The 19,104-nt window shown below is 68.2% G+C and carries 18 protein-coding genes; 13 read left to right on the plus strand and 5 right to left on the minus strand.

Annotated elements, in window-relative coordinates:
* Positions 1-274: 274 nt before the first annotated feature.
* The 3 genes from LJ737_RS24925 to LJ737_RS24935 all read right to left on the minus strand — a co-directional run bounded on the left by LJ737_RS24925 (position 275) and on the right by LJ737_RS24935 (position 2,307).
* Complete coding sequence (locus tag LJ737_RS24925) at positions 275-904, minus strand: superoxide dismutase (protein WP_227769541.1); 630 nt, start codon at positions 902-904, stop codon at positions 275-277.
* 194 nt (positions 905-1,098) lie between these two features.
* A complete protein-coding gene (locus tag LJ737_RS24930; RefSeq protein ID WP_227769490.1) occupies positions 1,099-1,851 on the minus strand; it encodes a PD-(D/E)XK nuclease-like domain-containing protein in 753 nt (250 codons plus the stop codon).
* A gap of 138 nt (positions 1,852-1,989) precedes the next feature.
* Positions 1,990-2,307: a hypothetical protein gene (locus tag LJ737_RS24935; protein WP_227769491.1), complete on the minus strand. Its 318-nt coding sequence runs from the start codon at positions 2,305-2,307 to the stop codon at positions 1,990-1,992.
* Positions 2,308-2,460: 153 nt separating this feature from the next.
* Here LJ737_RS24935 and LJ737_RS24940 point away from each other — a divergent pair, with 153 nt between their 5' ends.
* The 3 genes from LJ737_RS24940 to LJ737_RS24950 all read left to right on the plus strand — a co-directional run bounded on the left by LJ737_RS24940 (position 2,461) and on the right by LJ737_RS24950 (position 4,370).
* A complete protein-coding gene (locus tag LJ737_RS24940) occupies positions 2,461-3,015 on the plus strand; it encodes a deoxynucleotide monophosphate kinase family protein (RefSeq protein ID WP_227769492.1) in 555 nt (184 codons plus the stop codon).
* 114 nt (positions 3,016-3,129) lie between these two features.
* The gene (locus tag LJ737_RS24945) at positions 3,130-3,711 is read left to right on the plus strand and encodes a hypothetical protein (RefSeq protein WP_227769493.1); all 582 of its coding nucleotides are present in this window, start codon (positions 3,130-3,132) and stop codon (positions 3,709-3,711) included.
* Between the two features lie 278 nt (positions 3,712-3,989).
* Positions 3,990-4,370: a globin family protein gene (locus LJ737_RS24950; RefSeq protein WP_227769494.1), complete on the plus strand. Its 381-nt coding sequence runs from the start codon at positions 3,990-3,992 to the stop codon at positions 4,368-4,370.
* Positions 4,371-4,464: 94 nt separating this feature from the next.
* On the opposite strand, the gene LJ737_RS24955 is transcribed toward LJ737_RS24950, so the two are convergent.
* Both LJ737_RS24955 and LJ737_RS24960 read right to left on the minus strand, forming a co-directional pair.
* Positions 4,465-7,323 carry an outer membrane beta-barrel family protein gene (locus LJ737_RS24955; RefSeq protein ID WP_227769495.1) on the minus strand — a complete coding sequence of 953 codons (2,859 nt, stop codon included), beginning with the start codon at positions 7,321-7,323 and terminating at the stop codon, positions 4,465-4,467.
* A gap of 201 nt (positions 7,324-7,524) precedes the next feature.
* Positions 7,525-8,367 carry a GLPGLI family protein gene (locus LJ737_RS24960; protein ID WP_227769496.1) on the minus strand — a complete coding sequence of 281 codons (843 nt, stop codon included), beginning with the start codon at positions 8,365-8,367 and terminating at the stop codon, positions 7,525-7,527.
* 151 nt (positions 8,368-8,518) lie between these two features.
* Between LJ737_RS24960 and LJ737_RS24965 the strand changes: the two genes are divergently transcribed.
* From LJ737_RS24965 to LJ737_RS25010, 10 genes are all read left to right on the plus strand, one after another.
* Positions 8,519-9,982, plus strand: a complete 1,464-nt coding sequence (locus tag LJ737_RS24965; RefSeq protein ID WP_227769497.1) for a sensor histidine kinase — start codon at positions 8,519-8,521, stop codon at positions 9,980-9,982.
* A gap of 295 nt (positions 9,983-10,277) precedes the next feature.
* Positions 10,278-10,952, plus strand: a complete 675-nt coding sequence (locus LJ737_RS24970) for a response regulator transcription factor (RefSeq protein ID WP_227769498.1) — start codon at positions 10,278-10,280, stop codon at positions 10,950-10,952.
* 237 nt (positions 10,953-11,189) lie between these two features.
* Positions 11,190-12,281: a porin gene (locus LJ737_RS24975; protein ID WP_227769499.1), complete on the plus strand. Its 1,092-nt coding sequence runs from the start codon at positions 11,190-11,192 to the stop codon at positions 12,279-12,281.
* 125 nt (positions 12,282-12,406) lie between these two features.
* Positions 12,407-12,760, plus strand: coding sequence for an S-adenosylmethionine decarboxylase family protein (locus LJ737_RS24980; protein WP_227769500.1), 354 nt, complete (start codon positions 12,407-12,409; stop codon positions 12,758-12,760).
* On the plus strand, positions 12,757-14,073 hold the full coding sequence (locus LJ737_RS24985) for a DUF4178 domain-containing protein (protein WP_227769501.1): 1,317 nt from the start codon (positions 12,757-12,759) through the stop codon (positions 14,071-14,073). The genes LJ737_RS24980 and LJ737_RS24985 overlap by 4 nt, the downstream gene beginning before the upstream one ends.
* A gap of 12 nt (positions 14,074-14,085) precedes the next feature.
* Entirely contained in the window at positions 14,086-14,277 is a 192-nt protein-coding gene (locus LJ737_RS24990) for a hypothetical protein (RefSeq protein ID WP_227769502.1), read from the plus strand.
* A 112-nt stretch (positions 14,278-14,389) separates the two neighbouring features.
* Positions 14,390-14,605 carry a DUF350 domain-containing protein gene (locus LJ737_RS24995; protein WP_227769503.1) on the plus strand — a complete coding sequence of 72 codons (216 nt, stop codon included), beginning with the start codon at positions 14,390-14,392 and terminating at the stop codon, positions 14,603-14,605.
* Positions 14,598-16,154, plus strand: a complete 1,557-nt coding sequence (locus LJ737_RS25000; RefSeq protein WP_227769504.1) for a polyamine aminopropyltransferase — start codon at positions 14,598-14,600, stop codon at positions 16,152-16,154. Before LJ737_RS24995 ends, LJ737_RS25000 begins: the two co-directional genes overlap by 8 nt.
* A 151-nt stretch (positions 16,155-16,305) precedes the next feature.
* A complete protein-coding gene (locus LJ737_RS25005) occupies positions 16,306-17,964 on the plus strand; it encodes an NAD(P)-binding protein (RefSeq protein ID WP_227769505.1) in 1,659 nt (552 codons plus the stop codon).
* On the plus strand, positions 17,961-19,040 hold the full coding sequence (locus tag LJ737_RS25010; protein ID WP_227769506.1) for a hypothetical protein: 1,080 nt from the start codon (positions 17,961-17,963) through the stop codon (positions 19,038-19,040). Before LJ737_RS25005 ends, LJ737_RS25010 begins: the two co-directional genes overlap by 4 nt.
* Positions 19,041-19,104: the final 64 nt, after the last annotated feature.

Consider the following 19,104-nt stretch of genomic DNA (forward strand, 5'->3'; position numbering starts at 1 on the left):
GTGCGGCGGCGCCGCCTCGTAGCCGGGTTGCCCGGGGCCGATGCGGCCATGATGACGTGGATGCACCAGTAGCCGGAGCCCGACCTCGCGCAGCTGACCGCGCACCAGTACGAGGACTTCTGGGCCGCCGAAGCCGCGGAGCTGCGCGCCCTCGACCGGCAGATGAGCCAGGCCCTGGACTCGGCCCGCGCCGTGCGCTGAACCCAGCCCACCAAACGCAACGAGCCGCTTCCTGCGCAGGAAGCGGCTCGTTGCGTTTGGCGGCAACACCGGCTTAGCCTTTCAGAGCCGCGTCGTAACGCTTGCCGGCTTCCGACCAGTTCACCACGTTCCAGAAGGCGGCCACGTAGTCGGGGCGCTTGTTCTGGTACTTGAGGTAGTAGGCGTGCTCCCACACGTCGAGGCCGATGAGCGGGGTGCCGCGCTGAATGCCGGCCACGTCCATCAGCGGGTTGTCCTGGTTGGGGGTGCTGGTAATGGCCAGCTTGCCGGCTTTGGCGTCGTGAATCAGCCAGGCCCAGCCCGAGCCGAAGCGGCCGGTGGCGGCTTTGGTGAATTCCTCCTTGAACTTGTCGAAGGAGCCGAAGTCTTTGGTAATGGCCGCGGCCAGCGTACCGGTGGGCTGCCCGCCGCCCTTCTGGGCCAGCAGCTGCCAGAAGAAGGAGTGGTTCCAGTGGCCGCCGGCGTTGTTGCGGATGGCGTCGGGCTGCTTGCTGGCCGAGGCCAGCAGCTGGGCCAGGCTCATTTTCTCCTCCGGCTTGCCCGCCACGGCTTCGTTCAGCTTCGAAACGTAGGTTTTGTGGTGCGCGTCGTGGTGGATTTCCATCGTCCGCGCGTCAATGTGCGGCTCCAGGGCATTGAAGGCGTAGGGCAGCGGCGGCAGCGTGAAGGGGCCGTCGGCCATGGGCAGGGCGCGGGCTTCGCGCAGCAGCTTTTCCTCGTGAGCGGCGGCCAGCACGGCCGGGCTGATGACGGCGCCGACCACGGCCAGCAAGCTGTTTTTCAGAAAATCTCGCTTCAGCATAGCGGTGAACTAGTGAGAGGATGAATGGGGAGAGCCGGCGGCAAATAAGCCAGAAAACCCGGAATTGCCGGGCTTTATTCGGCCGGCGCGGGCGCGGGGTCATCCTCCTGCTCGGGCGGGGTGTGGCCCAGCTCCACCACCACGTCGCGCACGGCGGGGTCGAGGTAGTCGGGCAGCTTCGCCGGGTCGAGCAGGCGCAGCAGGCGCAGGTACTTGGCGCGGCCTTCTTCGAGCATGTGCGGGGGCACTTCGAACACGAAGAGGTGATGGGGCGGCTGCTTTTGCACGCCCACGAGGATAAACCGGTCGGCGCGCAGCGCGTCGAGGTAGAAGGCGGCCTGCCGGTCGTAGTCGTAGCCCGTGCACTGGGCCACGAAGTGGTGGTAGTCGCGGGCCAGGGTCGTTTTAAAGTCGATGACGGTGTAGGGCTGCCCGGGCACGTCGACCACCAAGTCGGCGCGCAGCTTGCACATGGTGCCGGTGATGGGCTCGGTGAAAATGCAGCTGGGTTCGGCCACGCCGTTGTCGAGCAACTCGCGCAAATCGTCGCGCAGGCGCACGCCCTCCACCAGCCACCACACCAGCGTGTCGTTGACGGCCGGGTAAGCGGGCACGTATTGATCAGGCTCGAGCAGGGCGGTGTGGAACGCGGTGCCGAAGCTCAGGGCCGACGAGCCGCTGGATTCGCGCCGCGGGCGGCCGTTGAGCGCGTCGCGCAGCCGCGAGAGGTCCGAGTTGGCAATGGCGGGCAGGGCGCGGTAGTCGTCGTAGGAAAGGCGCAGCAGATCGGGGCGGCGCCAGGGAGCGGGCGGGGTGGTGTCGGACATAGCGTAGCGCAATGTACTACGGCGGGAGCGGCCGGGTTGTTGAGCGGCGCGGCGTCGCCCGGGCGGGCGACGTGGCCTTGGCGCGCGCCGACGCCGGGCCGTAGCGAGATTCGGCTTCTGGAATGCTCCCCGCGGCGCTTACCGTTCGGGCGCCGCGGGCGGCAAGGGAGGCTGTTTGTTCGGGAATTCGATGGGCCGGAAGCGCCCACTGCCGAGCCCCAGGCACAGTGGCGCAACCACCAGCGCCGCGCTCCACCAGGTCAGGTCCTCGTAGCAAAACAGGCCAAGCAACGCCAGAACCCCGGCCAGCAGGCACCCCAGCATCCGCTGCGCCCGGGACTTGCGCTGGAGCAGCCACCACCACAGCCCCGCGTACAGCCAGAACGCCAGGAGGCCCAGCAGCCACAGCCCAAATTCGACGGGCGAGGTTTCGTTCAACAGAAGCGCGACTAGCATGGAACAAGCGAACAGGCAACGGCGGGATGCCGTTATTTGCGGGGTAATACGGCGAAGTAAGGACAGTTTTCGACTCCGCCGCGGCGCTTGGGCCGCGGCGGGGCCGGCGGCGTCCGCTTCGGGCCGGCTACCGCGCCATTAATTTTTTTCTCCATGATTCAGCTCATCGGCCTGGCCGGCCGCCGCGGCAGCGGCAAAGACACCGTCGCCCGTCTCGTACAAGAACTCCAGCCCGCGCGCCACTGGCAGATTCGCTCCTTCGGCGACGCCATCAAGGGCGTGTGCGCGGTGCTCTCGGGCGAGTCGACGGCGCCGTACTACACCCAGCCGGGCAAGGCCGAGCTGGTGCCGACCTACGGCCTGACGCGCGGCGAGCTGCTGCAGCAAGTGGGCGCGGCCCTGCGCGCCTGGCGCGGCCCGGTGTGGATTGAGGCCCTGCTGGCCGGCCTGCCCACCGACCGCCCCGTCATCGTGGCCGACCTGCGCTTTCCCGACGAGGCAGACACGCTGCGGGCCCGCGGCGCGCTGATCTGGCGCGTGGAGGGCGACCCGCTGCGGCAGCGCGGCGACGGCACCCGCGACGACAACCACCCCTCGGAAACCGCCCTCGACCACTACGCGCCCTACGACGCGGTGCTGCGCAACGACGGCTCGCTGGAAGAGCTGCGCGCCCAGGTTGAGCGGCTGCTGCGCGCGGCCGGCGCCTGAGGTGCCGGCCGCGCTGCCCACGCCGGAACCACCGGCGGCGCGACCCGGCGGCCCGCGCTGCGTATAGCCGGGTAAGCGGGCCGGCGTGCACCACCCCCGGCCCGCGGGCTGCTTATGCACAGGCTGCTGTCGTTTCTGCCGCTGCTGCTCGTCGGCTGCGGCGACTGTCAAGAGGTTCACCTCACGCCCGAGGAGCGGGCGTGGTTTGCCGATTACCGGCCGGGCGCTACCCTCACCTTCCGCAGCAACCGCGGCGGCAGCGCCACCTTCACGGTGCTGCCGCGCCAGGAGTGGTACGAAAACACCAACTGCAACAAGCTGGAATCGGGGCCCTACCAGCCCATTTTCAGCCAGTTGGTGCTGCGCCCCGCCGTCAGCTACAGCGCGCAGTTCCGCGACTTCGTGCTCAACATCCGCAAGACCAACCCCGAACGCGCCGGCCTGCTCACGTTTAGCGCCGCCGGCCTCGACGGCACCACCGACGCGCTGCTCGGCAAGCCCACGGCCACCCTGCGGCAGCAGGCTTGCACGCTGAGCAGCGGCCAGAGCTACCCGGCGGCCTACGTGTTTCGGCAGGGCCAGAACGCCACCGCCTACGGCAACAGCCGCGTGCGGGCCTTTTACTGGGACAAAGCCGCCGGCCTGATCCGCTACGAACTGGCCGACGGAGAAATATTTGACTTGGCCCCGCGCTAAGCTGTATCTTAAGGCTGAATGGCTTATCCCACCTGAAGCCAGGCACCGGCGCTTACCACTCGTGTGGACGCCGCTCTACCCAGCAACCCGCCACCGGCCAGCGCCGTTGGAGCGGGCGTTGGGCTCTGCTTCTGCCGCCGTTGCTTGGACTGCGGCCGCCGGTGCCCCTCGCCGTTTCGGGCGCCGTTCTCGCCTGCCGCCGTTTGCCGGAACCCCGTTCCTGATTCAGGTATGTCCCTTTCCGTTTCTGCCCCCGGGCACCCCACGCCGAAGTCGCCGTGCACCTGCCGGCCTTCGTGCGCGCCTTCCACCGCCAGCTCAGCACCGATGCGCTGCTGGCCCCGCTCTTTCCCACCACCCACCACCCACTGACGGCGCAGGAGTACCAGTTCTGGCACGACGTGCTGAGCGGCAGCTGCTACCTGGGCCGGCCGTTTCCGCGGCCGCAGGCGCCCGCGCACCTGCTGGCCGTGTACGAGCGGTGGCAGCTGCTGCTCGGCGCCACCCTCTACGCCCACCTGTCCCGCACCCAGGCCGCCGAAGCCCTGGCCCACGCCTCCAACGTGGCCGTGCTGCTGCAGCACCTGGCCCTGGGCCGCCCGACGCCGCCCCCGCCGGCTCCGCCGCGCCGCTACCCCGCCACCCGGCACTGGATTTAGTACCCGCGTGCCCGTCTCCGAACGCCAGACCGCCCCGCCCCGACGTAGCAATCGGGACGGGGCGGTCTGGCGTTCCGGAGGGCGCCTGCGCGGCTTACTTGCCGAAACTGCGCACGTTGTAGCCGAAGCTGAGCATCAGGTAGCGGGTGAGCACGCGGCTGCGCACGTCTTCCAAATAAGTATCGGTGACGTTGCGCACCACGCTGCGGTTTTGCTTGAGCAGGTCGTAGGCCTGCAGTTTCAGCTCGCCTTGCTTGTTCTTAAACAGCTGCCGGGCCAGGGCTACGTTCCAGAGCGCCACGCCCTGGTTAAAGCCCGCCGAGCGGCCGGCGTAGCGCGTCAACCACAGGTCGGAGCTAATCGTCCAACGGCCGGGCAGCTGGTAAAACGCATCGGCTTCCAGCGTCTGCGTCCAGTAGGCGGTGTTTTGCTGGGGCAGCAGGGAGTAGCGCGCGTCGAGGTAGGTCACGTTCAGGTCGAGGCCGAATTCGAGCCGGTCGTTGAAAGCGGTATTCACGCTCAGCCCCTGGCCCAGGCTCCAGTTGCGGGCTTGGTTCCACTGCTCGTTCACCAGGCTGCGGCCCCGGGTGAAGCTGCCGTTGGTGCTCAGGTTCACGTTCAGCTTGTGCCAGCCCAGGCGCTGGCCCAGGGACAAAAACCCGTTCAGCGTGCGGTAGCCGTCGGCGTTGACGGGCCGGGTGGTTTGCACGCCTTGCGCGTCGAAGGAGGTGGCGGACACGATGCGGTCCTGCACTTGCGTGGCGCTGAGCAGGCCAAAAAGGCTGCGGTTGTTGACGGCGTTGAACTGCTGGTAGGTGGCCGTGAGCGTGTGCAGGTACTCGGGCCGCAAAAGCGGGTTGCCGCGGCGCACGAACAAAGGGTTGGTGTTGTCGGTGACGGGCTGCAGCTGGGTGGCCGAGGGCGCTTGCAGGCGGGTGCGGTAGTTCAGGCGCAGGGTGCGGCCGCGGGAGCCGTTCCAGGTAACCATAGCGTTGGGCAGCAGGGCCGGGTAGCGCCGCGTGAAGGCGGTGTCGCGGGTTTGGTTATGCACCCCGAGGCTGGCCTGCTGCCCATCGAGGCCCAGGGCGTAGCCGTAGCGCAGGCGGCGCGTCTGCCAAGTCAGGCCGGCGCGGTGCGTCAGAAACTGGCTGCTGAAGCGGTTGCTCAGCCCCGGGCTCGGCTGGTCGTAGGCGCCGGTGGTGGCGTCGTAGTCGGCCGCGGTGCGGCGGGCCCGGCTGCGCGAATCCGCCACGTTGTAGTGCAGCTCCAGCTTTTGCTGCAGGCTCAGCGGCTCCACGTAGGCCAGGTTCAGCGCCTGGGTGCGGGCGGGGTAGTCCTGGGCTATGCGCTGGTCGAGGCGGGTGCGGCGGGTCGCGCCGTCGGGGGCGAAGAAGGTGTTGTCGGCTTGGTTGAAGGCGGTGCCGTCCTGGTTGTTGAGCACCGCGCTCAGGTTGGCCGACAGCGTGCGGCCGGCCTTGGCAAACTTGCGCATCAGCAGCAGGTTGCCGTTGCCCCAGGCGCTGGCGGCCGTGGCCTCGTAGCGGCTTTGGCTTTGGTTGAGCGGCTGCGCGCCCAGGTCCGTTTGCTGGCTGACGTTGCGCCCCTGCTCACTCTTCTGCCACCACAGCGCCGGCGTGAAGCGCAGCGAGGTGAGCGAGTCGAGCTTGTAGTCGAGGCGGAAGTTGAGGCGCTGGCTCAGGGTGCGGCTGCGGGCCGAGGTCGATTGGTCCGTTACCAGCGCCGGCCCGGCGGCGTCGCCGGCGCGGCGGCCGGTGGCGGTTTCGCGGCGGCTCAGCTGCTCAGTGCGCACGGTGCTGCGCGCGGCCAAGTAGCTGGTAGCCACCTCGGCGCGCTTGCCCCAGGCGTCGCGGTAGTTCAGGCCGCCCGTCAGGCTTTCGGTGATGCTAGTGGGCTGGTTGTTACTGCCGCTCGCGCTGCTGCCACGCCCGCCGCCCTGCACCAGCATCGGCCCGCTGCCGGGCCCGCCCACGCCGCCGAAGCCGCCGGGCAGGCTGCTCGCGCCGGCGTTGGCACCGGGGCCGCTGCTCAGGTCGCCGGCCGCGGGCAGGCCGTTGTCCGAGAAGCCGAGCTGGTTGACGTTGTTGGCCTGCCCAAGCGCGGAAATCTGCCGGCCATTGTTGAAGCGGTTCAGGCCCAGCTGGGCGCGGTAGCGGCCGTCGGTGCCCACGCCCAGGCCCTCGGTGCCAAACCAGCCCTTGCGCTTGTCGCGCTTGGTCACCAGGTTGATGGTTTTTTGCTGCTGCCCGTCGTCGATGCCGCTGAACTGGGCCTGGTCGCTTTGCTGGTTGAACAGCTGCACCTGGTCGATGATGTTGGCCGGCAGGTTGCGGGTGGCCACTTTGGGGTCGTCGCCGAAGAAGGGCTTGCCGTCGACGAGCACGCGCTGCACCGGCTGGCCCTGCGCCCGGATGGTGCCGTCGCGGTCGACCTGCACGCCGGGCAGCTTCTTGAGCAGCTGCTCCACGGCGGCGTTGGGCTGGGTTTTGAAGGCGCGGGCGTTGAAGGCCACCGTGTCGCCCTGCACCGACACCGGGGCGCGCTCCTGCGCCACCACCACCTCGCCCAGCGTCTGGCTGGTGGCCCGCAAGCGCACGGTGCCCAGCTCGGCCGCGGGCGCAGCGGCCGTGAGCTGCAGCGGCACCAAGCGGCTGCGGTAACCCAGGAACGTCAGCAGCAGCACGTAGCGGCCCGGGGCCACGCCGCGCAGCACGAAGCGCCCGTCGCCGTCGGTGATGGTGAAGCTCAGGTAAGCCGAGTCGCGGGCCGCCAGCAAGGACACCGAGGCCTCGCGCAGCGCCTTGCCGCTGGCCGAGTCGGCTACGCTGCCGCGGATCTGGCCGGCGGGAACGGTCGGGCTTGAAGCGGCGGGTTGTTGGGCCCGGGCCATAGCCGCACCCAGGCTGAAAAGCAGAAGGAATAGAACGAAGCGCATGAAAAACCTCCCCCCGCCCCCACTCCTTGCTGGAGAGGGGGGCCTGACGATTTAAGGGGGTGCGTCAGGGAGTTGAGCCTGATGGATTGGAGCAGCGGGCAGATGAGGCGCGGCGGCTGGCGCCGCTTGCCTGACAGCCGGTGGCGGGCGCCGTGCCGTTGCCGGGAATGGTGGCCGGCCGCGTCGCCGGCGCGGGGCGGCTTAGTTGCGGCCGCCGGGGGCACCGAAGTTGTCCATGGCGCGCTGCCGGAAGTCGGCGCGGGCCTTGTCGCGCAGGTCTTTCAGCTCCTCGGCCGATACTGGCTGGGCCTGGGCGCTGGGGCGCACCTCGGCTTCGGCCACGGCGGTTTTCAGGTCCACTTTGCTCGCCCGAAACTGCTCGTTGGCTCCTTCCACGGCCAGCACCACGCCGTGGTCGGGAGTCAGCTCGCGGATGGGCGAGTAGGTGAAGGGCAGCTCGGTGGTAATCCAGACGGTGTAGGTTTCCTTGCGGAAGGACACGGTGGCCTTGCGGCAGGTGTAGCCGGCAATTTTCTTGGTTTGCTCGGTTAGCTGCCAACCCTCGGCTTTGCCAATGGGCGCGTCGCTGCGGTAGGCGGTGGTCTTGTCGTCTTTCTTGAGGGTCAGCACGGTGGCGGCGCTGCGCTCCTTCAGGTTCAGGTAAGTCGTTTCCTCGAAGGGCCGGCCGAGGTTGGTGGTTTGGGGGGCGCGCCCGCCGCCGGGGCCACCGGGGCCACCCGGGCCGCCAGGCCCCTCGAGGGTGCGAATCATCAGGCCGCCGCCCTCCTGGGTTTCCTTCGCGTAGTCGCCAGCGAAGCTCAGCGTCTGGGCGAAGGTGCGCACGTCGGGAATGTCGGCCGGGAAGTCGGGGGAGCCGGGGCGCAGCTCCTGGCCGTTGACGACCACGCGCAGCTGGCTGGGGTCGATGCGGCGGGTGGCTTCGTAACTGATGCGGCCGGCCGCCTGGGCGTGCAGGTGCTGAAACGCGCTCAGGCCGGTGACGAGCAGCAGGGCGAGGAAGAGAATGGTAAGCAGGGCTTTCATGACGTGGGGCTGTAGAGGGTTGGTTGACGCTCACAAAGCACCGGCATCGGCCTGTAAAGCACTGTTATCTTGTGTTAAAGAGTGTTAACGGCCGCGCGCCGGCCCGGCCCGCGTCGTATTTTCGCCGCAGTACTGCTCACCTCCCCCGCCCATGAAACGCCGCATCCGCACCATTTTCTGGCTTATGGCGGCCTGCATCCTGGGCATCAACGGCTTTCAGGCCTACTGGCTCTACAACACCTACCAGCTCAGCCGCACGCAGTTTGAGCGCACCACCCGCGAGGCCCTGCTGGCGGTGGTGCAGCGCTACCAGCTGCGCAGCGCCCGGCAGCTGTTTGGGCGGACACCCGGTCCGGGCCAAATCTTCGTGCGGCAGTTCAGCGCCGACGACGCGGGCACCCGCGTCGACCGCATCGTGGTGACGACGGACCACCAGGCCACTCGTTCGGCCGCCGACTCCCTGCGCCCCCGCGTGCGGAGCGCCGACAAGCTGGTGCTGACCACCCATGCCGGCGGGCCGGCACGGCGCAGCGCCGCCGATACCACGGCCCGCCGCCTCTCGCGCATCATCATCAACGACTGGGCCGGCTCGCGCCGCATCGACCTGCCCCGCCTCACGGCCGACTACCGGGCCGAGCTGCGCCTGCGCAACGTGGCCACCGAAGCCGTGCTGGATACCCTGACGGTACCCGCCGCCGGGGCCCTGGCGGTGGGCGCGGTGCCCGGCAAGCCCGCCCGCCCGGGCTACCCGGTGCAAACGCCGCCGGTGCCGTTTAACCCGCTGCGGGCGCTTTACGTGCAGGCCGCGTTTCCGCCGCCCACCTCCTACCTGCTGCGGCAGATGGGCGGGCTGCTGGCCGGCTCGGTGCTGTTGCTGGGCCTGACCACCGGCTGCTTCGTGCTGATGCTGAACACGATTCTGCGCCAGAAAAAGCTCGCCGACGTGAAAAACGACTTCATCAACAACATGACCCACGAGCTGAAAACGCCGCTGGCCACGGTGTCGGCGGCGGTGGAGGCCCTGCAGCATTTCGGCGCCCTGCACGACCCGCAAAAGGCGCAGACCTACCTCAGCATTTCGCAAAACGAGCTGCAGCGGCTCTCGGACCTGGTGGAGAAGGTGCTCAACATTGCCGTGGAGGAGCGGCAGGCCCTGCAGATCCACCCCGAGCCGGTGCACCCCGCCGCGCTGGTGCAGGAGCTGGTGCAGCGCCAGCAGCTGAAGGCGCCCAAGCCGGTGCATTTCCAGGTCGACATCGAGCCCGCCGACGTGGTGCCGCTCGACGTGCTGCACCTGGGCAACGTCATCAACAACCTCATCGACAACGCCATTAAGTACTCCCGCGAGCAGGTCACCATTGTGCTGCGCGGCCGCCGCGACGAATCGGGCTGGCGCCTCACCGTGCAGGACGACGGCATTGGCATTCCGAAAAGCTACCAGGACGCCATCTTCGACCGGTTTTTCCGCGTGCCCACCGGCAACCTGCACCCCGTCAAGGGCTTCGGCCTGGGCCTTTACTACGCGCGCCAAGTGGTGGAGCGCCACGGCGGCCGACTGGCCGTGCGCAGCGAGCCGAACCGCGGCAGCGAATTTTCGTTGTGGCTGCCGGTGTGAAAGCTTGGAATCAGGGTAAAAAGGTCGTCATCCTGAGGCGCAGCCGAAGGACCTTGCTCGTACCCCGCACCGCCGCAGCCTACGCAGTGCAGACGCTTTTCCGGCAACGGCCACTAACGCTGTCAGCTGAGCAAACCGGGACGTTTTTCGAGGTAAAAAAAGTCGGCGCTCGGCCTGTGGCGGCGGTACCGGGCTTGAGCAAGGTCCTTCGCTGCGCTCAGGATGACGGGCCGTTCACCTTGGTTCTTGAACAGTGCTCCTCCCTGCTTCTACTATCACCTAGTCCCTCCCTACCATGCCTTCCATCCTCCTCATCGAAGACGAGCCCGCGCTGGGCATGATTGTGAAAGACAGCCTGGAGGTGCGCGGCTTTCAGGTGCGCTACGCGGCCGACGGGCAGGAAGGCCTGGAGCTGTTTCGCCAGGAGTGCCCCGACATCGTGGTGGCGGATGTGATGATGCCCCGGCTCGATGGGTTTTCGCTGGCCGAAATCATCCGGCGCGAGAATGCGCGGGTGCCCATCATCTTTCTCACGGCCCGCTCGCAGCCCGCCGACGTGGTGCGCGGCTTCGAGCTCGGCGGCTCCGACTACCTGAAGAAGCCCTTCAGCATGGACGAGCTGATTGTGCGCATCCGGGCGCGGCTGGGGCAGCCGGCCGCCGCGCCCGCCCCGACCGGCGTGCTCGGCCTGGGCCAGTACCAGTTCGACCACCCCAAGCAGCGCCTGCACCGGCAGGGCCAGGAAGTACCCCTCACCCACCGCGAAGCCGAGCTGCTCAAGCGCCTCTACGACCAGCGCAACCAAGTGCTGGAGCGCACCGCCGTGCTGCGCGAGCTGTGGGGCGACGACAACTTTTTCAACGGCCGCAGCCTCGACGTGTTCATCACCCGCCTGCGCCGCTACCTCAGGGACGACCCGCAAGTGCAGATTGTCAACGTGCGCGGCATCGGCTACAAGCTGGTGCTGTGAGGGCCGGCGGCGCCCGCCAGCGCGGCGGGCCGGAGCGTCGTATTGGGAAGTCCACCTTTTCATTTTGGTAGGCCGCCCTGAATCAGAGTGCACCCACCAAAAATCAACACCCTAATCATCAGCTGATTGACGTAAAACAAAAAGCCGTTTTACCGTTGGCCCGTAACTTGGCAGGCCAGGCCCTAGCCGGGCACCGCACCCGCCACCCCACGTTCGGCGGTGTCCGGCTTTAGCTCGATGAACGCACTGTTTCTGCTGACCCTGACCGCTCTGGCCGCCCCGGCGGCTGCCCAAACGCCCGCCGATTCGGTGGCCGCCGACCCGAACCCGCTCACTTTTTACGGCTTCGCCGACGGCTACTACGGCTACGACTTCACCGGCCGTAGCCAGACGCGGCCGGGCTTTCTTTACTCGCACCCCCGGGCCAACGAGTTTGCCCTCAATAACGCCGTGCTCGGGGCGCGCTACGACGACGGGCGGGTGCGCGGGGCCGTGGGCCTGCACGCGGGCACCTACGTAGAGGCCAACTACGCTGCCGAACCCGCCGCCCTGCGCCCGGTTTACGAGGCCTATGCGGGCTTTCGGCCCTTCGCCCGGGCCTGGATCGACGTGGGCATTTTCGGCTCACACATCGGCTTTGAGTCGGCGCTGAGCAAGGACAACTGGACGCTCACGCGCTCCGTCATGGCCGAAAACTCGCCCTACTACGAGGCCGGGGCGCGCCTCAGCTACGAAGCCGGGCCCAAGCTGACTGCGACGGGGCTGGTGCTCAACGGCTGGCAAAACCTGCGCGAAAACAACCGCGCCAAGGCCCTGGGCACGCAGCTGCAGTGGAAGCCCACGGCCAAGCTACTCATCAACAGCAGCACCTTCTACGGCAACGAGCAGCCCCAGGACTCCGCCCGCCGCCGGCGCTACTTCCACGACTTCTACTTCAGTTACGCCGCCACCGATAAACTCAGCCTGGCCGCTGTGTTCGACGTGGGCGCCCAGCAGCGCGGAGCGGGCCGGCGCGGCGCCGACACCTGGCACGCCGGCGCGGCTCTGCTGCGCTACCAGCTCACCGAGCACTGGGCCGCTTGTGCCCGCTACGAGTATTACCGGGCGCAGCGCGGCGTGGTCATTCGTAGCTTCGCTCCCGCCCCCGCCGACGCGGACTTCAACGTGGGCGGGGCTTCGTTGAACCTGGATTACGCTCCCGCGGCCCACGTGCTGGTGCGCGTGGAGGGCCGGGCGCTGCGCAGCCGCCAGCAGCCGTTCCGGACCGATGCGGGCGCCCCCACGGCGCGCTACGCCAACGTGACGAGCAGCGTGGCCCTGAGTTTTTAAGCGCGGAGCGTCCGCCGAAGCGGGCCCTGCCGCCTCAGCCGGGGCCGCTAGCGCGTGTGCCCGCGGCTGCGTAGTTTTGACAATCCTGCCCTTGCGGCCCGTTTGCGGCCGGCGTTTTCTATCCGATGGCAACTTATACCCCGGGCCTGCACGTGCTGGCCACCTTCAGCGCCCCCGCCGCGCCGCTGACCGATGCGGCGGCTTGCCAGGCGTTCTTCGACGCGCAGATTCAGGCCCTGGCGCTGTGCAAAGTCGGCGAGGCCTACCACCGCTTCGACAACGGAGGCTTCACGGCGGTAGTGGCCCTGACGGAGTCGCACCTGAGCATCCACACCTGGCCCGAGTACGGCCTGGCCACCTTCGACGTGTTTCTCTCCAACTACCGGCGCGATAATTCGGCCGCGGTGCGCCAGCTTTACGCGGCTACGCTGGGCTTTTTCGGGGGCCAGGAACAAAGCCTAACCGAAGTGCGCCGATGAGCGAAACCGCTACGCTACCCGCCCACTCGGCGCAGCTGGAGTGCCCGAAATGCCACTACCGCCTCACCTGCTACGACCTCGCCCACAGCACCCACTGCGCCTGCCCGGATTGCCACAACTACTTCGAGCTGCGCAACGAGCAACTCAGCGGCGTGCTCGGGCGCTTCACCAAGGGCCCCGACTTCGTGCGGCAGGTGCTGCCGCTGGGCGCCACCGGCACCCTGCCCGACGGGCTGAGCTACCGTGTGCTCGGCTACTCTGCCCGCGCCGAGGCCAAGTCCATCGACTTCCGTTGGGGCGAGTACGTGCTCTTCAGCGCCCCCGACCGCTACGCGCAGCTGGCCGTGTACGAGGGCCACTGGACGTTTATCCGCCCCGACAGCCGCCTGCACCGGGTGTCGAACCCCAAGACCCGGGAGGCCGCCGTGGAGGCCGATGACCACCGCTACGAGCTCTACAACAAGTACTCCCCGCGCATTCACCACGCAGCCGGGGAGTTCAACTGGAACATCCGCCAGGACGAGGCGCTGACGGTGCAGGAGTTTATCGACCCGCCCTACATGCTGGTGCGCGAGCAGGGCGGCGGCCAGCCGCCGGCCTGGTACCTGGCCGAACACCTGGAGCCGGCGCAGGTGGCCGAGGCGTTCGGGGTGCCCGCCGGCCAGCTGCCCGAGCGCGAGGGCGTGGGCGCCGTGCAGCCCGCGCCGGGCGAGCCCAGCTGGCAGCCGCTGCTCTACTTCAGCTTCGGGCTGGCCCTGCTGGCGGTGCTGCTGCAGCTCGTACTGGCCGGGACCAAGCCCTCGAAGAGCCTGCTGCAGGAATCCTACGTGACGCAGCAGGCGCCGGGCAGCATCCCGGCGGCCGGGCAGAGCACGGTCATCGTCACGCCGTCGTTCGAGGTGCACGGGCCCACGGCGCTGTATTTCCAGCTCTGGGCCGGCGTCGACAACCAGTGGCTGGAGCTGCCGGTCAGCCTGGTGAACGAGCGCACCGGGCAGGGCTACGAGTTCACCAAGACCTTCGAGTACTACCACGGCTACGAGGACGGAGAGAGTTGGAGCGAGGGCAGCGCCGACGCCGACGCGACTCTCACCAACATTCCGGCCGGGCGCTACCACCTCAACCTCTACCCGCAAAGCGAAAACGCGCAGTCCATCCGCCTGCGCGTGGGCGTGACCGAGCACCCCACCCTGGAATCCAATCTGCTGCTGTTGCTGCTGGTCATTCTGGCGTTTCCGGTGGTGCAGTACCTGCGCCGCCGCCTGCACGCCCAAACCCGCTGGAGCAACAGCGACTACGGCCCCACCTCCTAACGCCCTGAGCCCATGCGCGAGCTGCTGCGCCACCACAAATTCTACGCGCTGACCGTGCTGCTGGCCTTCGGCCTGTACGCCTGGGCCAGCCTGAACGGCCGCCGCCTGCTCGGCGACGACAACGAAATCACCGAAAACATCAACGGCAGCGGCGGCACCCGCGCCGGCGGCCACGGCGGCCGCAGCCTGTACTTTCACAAGTAGTGAAGTTGTGAATTTGTGAAGTGGTGAAAGGCAGATTCGGATCCTAGCCAGATCGTTTTGTCCCTTCTTAAGATTCACAATTTCACAATTTCGCAAATTCACCACTTGCCCCATGGAATACCTCAACGCCAAGCTTATCGTCGCCTCCATCGTGTACTCGGTGCTCGGCATTCTGATTCTGATTCTCAGCTTCGTCGTCTTCGACAAGCTCACGCCCAAGACTTTGTGGAAGGAAATCATCGAGGAGCACAACACGGCCCTGGCCATCGTGGCGGGGGCGTTCATGCTGGCGGTGGCCCTGATCATCAGCGCGGCCATTCATGGGTAGTCCGCCGGTGCTGCCCCCGCCCGCGCGCCGCGCCCGGCCCGACCACCTGCCGGCCCTGCTGCTGGGCTCGGTGTTCGTCATTGCCACCTGCGGGCTGATTTACGAGCTGATTGCGGGCACCCTGGCCAGCTACTTGCTCGGCGACTCGGTTACGCAGTTTTCTACCATCATCGGGGCCTACCTGTTTTCCATGGGCATCGGCTCGTGGCTGTCGCGCTTCCTCGACGCGCCCCTGCTGAAGTGGTTTATCCGGCTGGAAATCCTAGTGGGGCTGGTGGGCGGCCTTTCGGCCCCGCTGCTGTTTGTGCTCTTTGAGTACGTCACCTCCTTCCGCCTGATTCTCTACACCCTGGTGGGCTTGACGGGCATCCTGGTGGGGCTGGAAATACCCTTGCTGATGCGCATTCTGGAAAACCGCTTCGAGTTTAAGGAGCTGGTTTCCCGCGTGTTCACCTTCGACTACATCGGCGCCTTGCTGGCTTCGCTGATTTTTCCGCTGGTGCTGGTGCCCCAGCTCGGCCTGATTCGCACCTCGCTGTTTTTCGGGGCGCTGAACGTGGCCGTGGCGGGGCTGCTGCTCTTCCGCTTCCGCGAAACGCGGCCCTACCGCCGCTCTTTTACAGCCGTGGTGGCCGCGGCGCTGCTGGTGCTCGGGGTGGGTTTCGTGTTTGCCGAGCGGGTGCAGGTCTACACCGAGACGCTGGCCTTCCAGGACCAGGTCATTTACAGCAAAAGCACCGTCTACCAGCGCATCGTGCTCACCAAAAACCAGCGCGAGCTGCGCCTGTTCCTCAACGGCAACCTGCAGTTCAGCTCGGCCGACGAGTACCGCTACCACGAGGCGCTGGTGCACCCGGCCATGCAGGCCCTGCCCCGCGCCCGGCGGGTGCTGGTGCTCGGCGGCGGCGACGGGCTGGCCGTGCGCGAGCTGCTGAAGTACCCGCAGCTGCAACAGATTCGGCTGGTGGACCTGGACGAGGGCATGACCCGGCTGTTTCAGCACAACGAGCAGCTGCTTGGGCTCAATCAACGCTCCTTGCTCAACCCCAAAGTGCAGGTTATCAACGGCGACGCCTACCGCTGGGTACGCCAGGACACGACCCGTTACGACCTGCTGGTGGTCGATTTCCCCGACCCCTCGAACTACAGCATCGGCAAGCTTTACAGCGCGGCGTTTTACCGGGATCTGGACCATTTGCTGGCCCCCGGCGGGCTGCTGGTGGTGCAGAGCACCTCGCCCTACGTGGCGCGGCAGTCGTTCTGGTGCATCAGCCACACGCTGCAGGCCGCCGGCTTCCACACCATTCCCTATCACCTTTACGTGCCCTCCTTCGGCGAGTGGGGCTACGTGCTGGCCGGCCGCAACGGCCACTGGCGCGGCGACGCGGGCCCGCTGCCCCGCGGCCTGCGCTACGTCACGGCGCAGTCCATCCGGCAGATGCTGGTGTTTCCGCCCGACATGGCCGAGGTGCCCACCGACATCAACCAGCTCAACAACCAGGCCCTGGTGCGCTACTTCGAGGAGGACTGGGGGCCCTACACGCACTAAGCCGTGTCTGTGGCCCCTAGAACGGTCCTGCTTCGACAAGCGTACGCCAGATTATGCAGGACGTTCGAATAAGCCCAAAAAGTCTTTTCAAACACAACGCAGTAGCGGGCTGACGGCCCCGGAATTAGCGTAGCACAACTCGTAAAGGTCCATGACGCAGCCCGACGAACCCGCTGGTTTCTCCCTTAGCCGCCGCGCCTTCGTGGCGCGCACCGGCCTGGGCGCGGCCGGCCTGCTGCTCGGCGGCCCGGGCCTGCTGGAAAGCTGCGCCCCGGCCAGCTCGCACGCCCACATCCAAGGCAGCCTGCGCGGAGCCAGCGCCGCCGTGGGCCACCTGCTGCGCCGGCCCGGCGGGCTACCGGCGCCCAGCCGCACCGAGCGCACCGACATGCTCATCGTGGGCGGCGGGGTGGCGGGGCTGGCGGCCAAGCGCTGGCTGCAGCGCCACGGCCGGGCCGACGTGCTGCTGGTGGAGCTGGAAGACGCGGTGGGCGGCAACGCGGCCCACGGCCGCAGCGAGGTATCGGCCTACCCCTGGGGCGCGCACTACCTGCCCGTGCCCGACGTGCGCAACCGCGAGCTGCTCGACTTTTTGCAGGAAGCCGGCGTCATCACCGGCTACGCCGCCGACGGCTTGCCCATCTACAACGAGTACCACCTCTGCCACGACCCGGAGGAGCGCCTGCTGCTGCACGGCCACTGGCAAAGCGGGCTGGTGCCCGAGTTGGGCGTGCCGACCGAAGACAAGGCCCAGATCAGCCGCTTTTTTGCCTTGGTCGACGAGCTGCGCACGGCCCGGGGCGCCGACGGCCTCGACGCCTTTGCCCTGCCGCTGGACCGCTCCTCCGCCGACCCGCGCTGGCGCGCCCTGGACGCGGAATCTTTCGCCGCCTACCTCGACCGGGAGGGCTTCACCTCCGCCTACCTGCGCTGGTTTCTCGACTACGGCTGCCGCGACGACTACGGCGCCACGGCCGCGCAGGTCTCGGCCTGGGCCGGGCTGCACTACTTCGCCTGCCGCAAGGGCCGCGCCCACAACGCCGCCCACAGCGACGTGCTGACCTGGCCCGAGGGCAACGGCTTCTTGGTGGAGCAGCTGCGCCGGCAGGCCCCGGCGGGCATTCACGCCGGCACGCTGGCCTACGGGCTGCGCGAAACGGCCGCGGGCGTGGAAGTGCTCTGCTACGACGTGGCCACCCGCCAAACCACCCGCGTCGAGGCGCGGCAGGTGCTGCTGGCCACGCCCTGGCTGGTGACGCAGCGCCTGCTCGGCGCAGTGGCCGACGCGCCGGTGCTGAGCCCCGCGCCCCACCACGCGCCCTGGCTGGTGGCCAACCTCACCGTCGACGGGCTGCCGCAGGGGCCGGGCCAGCCGCTGAGCTGGGACAACGTGCCCTACGGTGGCGCCGGCGTGGGCTACATCGACGCCAACCACCAGGACCTGGCGCTGCGGCCCGGCCCGCGCGTCATCACCTACTACTGGCCGCTCACTCACGCCGACCCCACAACCGCCCGCCGCGAAGCCTACCAAACCAGCTACGCCGAGTGGCTGCCGCGGGTGCTGGCCGAGCTGGAACAAGCCCACCCCGGCGTGACGCCCCGGGTGCAGCGCGCCGACCTCTGGCTGTGGGGCCACGGCATGGTGGCCCCCACCCCGGGCTACGTGTGGGGCGGCCGCCGCGAGGCGGCCCGCCGGCCCCTGCGCAACAAGCTGTTCTTCGCCCACACCGACCTAAGCGGCATTTCCCTGTTCGAGGAAGCCTTTTACCAGGGCATCCGCGCCGCCACCGACATGCTCCTGCCCGCGTGAAACAGCCCTGGATTCGCTCGGCCTGGTACGACGGCCTGCTGGTGCTGGCCCCGCCCTTCCTGGCGCTGCTGCTGGTGCTGCTGCTGCCGCCGGCCTTTCGCAGCTCCCCGCAGATGCCGGTGCTCGGCTGGGTGGTGCTGGTGCTCTTCATCGACGTGGCGCACGTGTACAGCACCCTTTTCCGCACCTACCTCGACCCGGTACGGCGGCTGCGGCAGCGGCGGCTGTACTGGCTGGTGCCGCTGGGCTGCTACGCGGCCGGCGTGGCCTTGCACCACGTCAGCGGCCTGCTGTTTTGGCGGGTGTTGGCCTACCTGGCGGTGTTTCACTTCGTGCGGCAGCAGTACGGCTTTTTGCGCCTCTACGCCCGCCACGAACCCGCCGCCCGCTCCCGCTGGCTGGATACGGCCGTGATTTACGCGGCCACGCTCTACCCGCTGCTCTACTGGCACCTCTCGGCCCCGCGCAACTTCAACTGGTTTGTCGACGGCGACTTTGTGCAGCGCGACTGGCCGGCGGGCCGGGCGGTGGCCACCGTTGCGTACGCGGGCCTGCTGCTGGCCTACGGCGCCAAGGAGCTGCGCCAGGGCCTCACGACGCGCCGCGTCAACCTGCCCCGCAACCTGCTGGTACTCGGCACGGCCGCCTCGTGGTACGTCGGCATCGTACTCTGCAACGGCGACCTGGCTTTCACCCTGCTCAACGTGGTGTCGCACGGCATTCCGTACCTGGCGCTGGTGTGGGCCAGCGGGCACGAGCCGCGGCCCGGCCAGCGCGCCACGCGCCGCGGCGTGTGGGCCGGGCGCTACGGCTGGATGCTGTTTCTGGGGCTGATTCTGGTCTTGGCCTACCTGGAAGAAGGCGCCTGGGACGGGCTGGTCTGGCGGGAGCACGGCGGCGTATTCGGCTGGTTTCAGCAGCTGCCGCACGTGGTCGAGACGCCGCTGCTGGCCTGGCTGGTGCCCCTACTGGCCCTGCCCCAGGCCACGCACTACGTGCTCGACGGCTTTATCTGGCGGCGGCCGGCCGCGTCGCCCCAGCAGGCCGCCGCGGCCCCGGCATTCGAAACGGCCTAAGAGCAGGAAGCTACAGGTCACTGGCGCGGCCGGCGTTGGCTATGTTGGGCCCGCTAACCCACTT

The organism is Hymenobacter sp. 15J16-1T3B (genome assembly GCF_020711235.1).
Classification (GTDB): Bacteria; Bacteroidota; Bacteroidia; order Cytophagales; family Hymenobacteraceae; genus Solirubrum.

What these genes read in the sequence shown, in the direction of transcription:
- LJ737_RS24940 (WP_227769492.1), top strand. Translation starts at nt 2,461, where the DNA reads ATGATTCAGCTCATCGGCCTGGCCGGCCGCCGCGGCAGCGGCAAAGAC.
- LJ737_RS24980 (WP_227769500.1), top strand. Translation starts at nt 12,407, where the DNA reads ATGGCAACTTATACCCCGGGCCTGCACGTGCTGGCCACCTTCAGCGCC.
- LJ737_RS24960 (WP_227769496.1), bottom strand. Translation starts at nt 8,367, where the DNA reads ATGAAAGCCCTGCTTACCATTCTCTTCCTCGCCCTGCTGCTCGTCACC.
- LJ737_RS24925 (WP_227769541.1), bottom strand. Translation starts at nt 904, where the DNA reads ATGGCCGACGGCCCCTTCACGCTGCCGCCGCTGCCCTACGCCTTCAAT.
- LJ737_RS24965 (WP_227769497.1), top strand. Translation starts at nt 8,519, where the DNA reads ATGAAACGCCGCATCCGCACCATTTTCTGGCTTATGGCGGCCTGCATC.
- LJ737_RS24930 (WP_227769490.1), bottom strand. Translation starts at nt 1,851, where the DNA reads ATGTCCGACACCACCCCGCCCGCTCCCTGGCGCCGCCCCGATCTGCTG.
- LJ737_RS24975 (WP_227769499.1), top strand. Translation starts at nt 11,190, where the DNA reads ATGAACGCACTGTTTCTGCTGACCCTGACCGCTCTGGCCGCCCCGGCG.
- LJ737_RS24935 (WP_227769491.1), bottom strand. Translation starts at nt 2,307, where the DNA reads ATGCTAGTCGCGCTTCTGTTGAACGAAACCTCGCCCGTCGAATTTGGG.
- LJ737_RS24970 (WP_227769498.1), top strand. Translation starts at nt 10,278, where the DNA reads ATGCCTTCCATCCTCCTCATCGAAGACGAGCCCGCGCTGGGCATGATT.
- LJ737_RS24945 (WP_227769493.1), top strand. Translation starts at nt 3,130, where the DNA reads ATGCACAGGCTGCTGTCGTTTCTGCCGCTGCTGCTCGTCGGCTGCGGC.
- LJ737_RS25005 (WP_227769505.1), top strand. Translation starts at nt 16,306, where the DNA reads ATGACGCAGCCCGACGAACCCGCTGGTTTCTCCCTTAGCCGCCGCGCC.
- LJ737_RS24995 (WP_227769503.1), top strand. Translation starts at nt 14,390, where the DNA reads ATGGAATACCTCAACGCCAAGCTTATCGTCGCCTCCATCGTGTACTCG.
- LJ737_RS25000 (WP_227769504.1), top strand. Translation starts at nt 14,598, where the DNA reads ATGGGTAGTCCGCCGGTGCTGCCCCCGCCCGCGCGCCGCGCCCGGCCC.
- LJ737_RS24985 (WP_227769501.1), top strand. Translation starts at nt 12,757, where the DNA reads ATGAGCGAAACCGCTACGCTACCCGCCCACTCGGCGCAGCTGGAGTGC.
- LJ737_RS24990 (WP_227769502.1), top strand. Translation starts at nt 14,086, where the DNA reads ATGCGCGAGCTGCTGCGCCACCACAAATTCTACGCGCTGACCGTGCTG.
- LJ737_RS24955 (WP_227769495.1), bottom strand. Translation starts at nt 7,323, where the DNA reads ATGCGCTTCGTTCTATTCCTTCTGCTTTTCAGCCTGGGTGCGGCTATG.